Consider the following 1,058-nt stretch of genomic DNA (forward strand, 5'->3'; position numbering starts at 1 on the left):
CGGCCTCCGGTGGAGGTGGTGGGTGTGGGTTCGGGGAGGGCGTGGGTGTCGATTTTTCCGTTGGGGGTGAGGGGGAGTTGGTCGAGTGGGGTGAGGTAGGTGGGGATCATGTGGTCGGGGAGGAGGTTGGTGAGGTGCTGGCGGATGTTGTCGGTGGTGGTGGTGGTGACGATGTGGGCGGAGAGTTGGTTGTGGTGGGTGGTGATGGTGGCTTGGGTGATGTGGGGGTGGGTGAGGAGGGCGGTTTCGATTTCGGCGGGTTCGATGCGGAAGCCGCGGATTTTGATTTGGTTGTCGGCTCTGCCGTGGTAGTGGAGGTGGCCGTGGTGGTCGAAGTGGGCGAGGTCGCCGGTGTGGTAGAGGCGGGTGCCGGGGGGTCCGTAGGGGTTGGGTATGAAGTGGGTGGCGGTGAGGTCGGGTCGGTTGAGGTAGCCGTGGGCGAGGCCGTGGCCGGTGAGGTAGAGGTGGCCGGTGGTGCCGGGTGGGGTGGGTTGGAGGGTGGTGTCGAGGATGTAGGCGGCTTTGTTGGTGAGGGGTGTTCCGATGGGGATGGTGGTGTGGGGTTGGTTGGTGGGGGTGATGGTGTGGGTGGTGGTGAATCCCATGGATTCGGCGGGGCCGTAGCCGTTGATGACGGTGGTGTGGGGTGAGGTGTGGTGGAGGTGGTGGATGTGGGTGGGGGAGGCGGTTTCGCCGCCGGTGTAGGCGGTGGTGACGGTGGTGAAGGCTTGGGGGTGTTGTTCGGTGAGGTAGTTGAAGAGGCTGGCTGAGAGTTGGAGCATGGTGACGTTGTGGCGTTGGGTGAGTTCGGTGATGAGTGCGGGTTCGGGTTTTTGTCCGGGTTGGAGGACGGTGGTGCCGCCGTGGAGGAGGGCGCCCCAGAATTCGAGGCTGAAGGCGTCCCAGGAGACGGGTGAGCATTGGAGGAAGACCTGGCCGGGTCCGAAGTGTGCGTAGGTCTGTGCGGTGAGGGTGGATACGAGGTTGCGGTGTGAGGAGAGGATGCCTTTGGGGCGTCCGGTGGAGCCGGAGGTGAACATCACGCACGCCACGTCATC

The 1,058-nt window shown here is 64.5% G+C and carries 1 protein-coding gene; it reads right to left on the minus strand.

Going from position 1 to position 1,058, the window contains the following annotated elements; translation table 11 throughout:
* A partial coding sequence (locus ACGFU6_RS39325; RefSeq protein ID WP_393617419.1) for an AMP-binding protein occupies positions 1-1,058 on the minus strand: 1,058 nt, incomplete at both ends.

It is taken from the genome of Streptomyces sp. NPDC048462 (genome assembly GCF_043200175.1).
Lineage (GTDB): Bacteria > Actinomycetota > Actinomycetes > Streptomycetales > Streptomycetaceae > Streptomyces.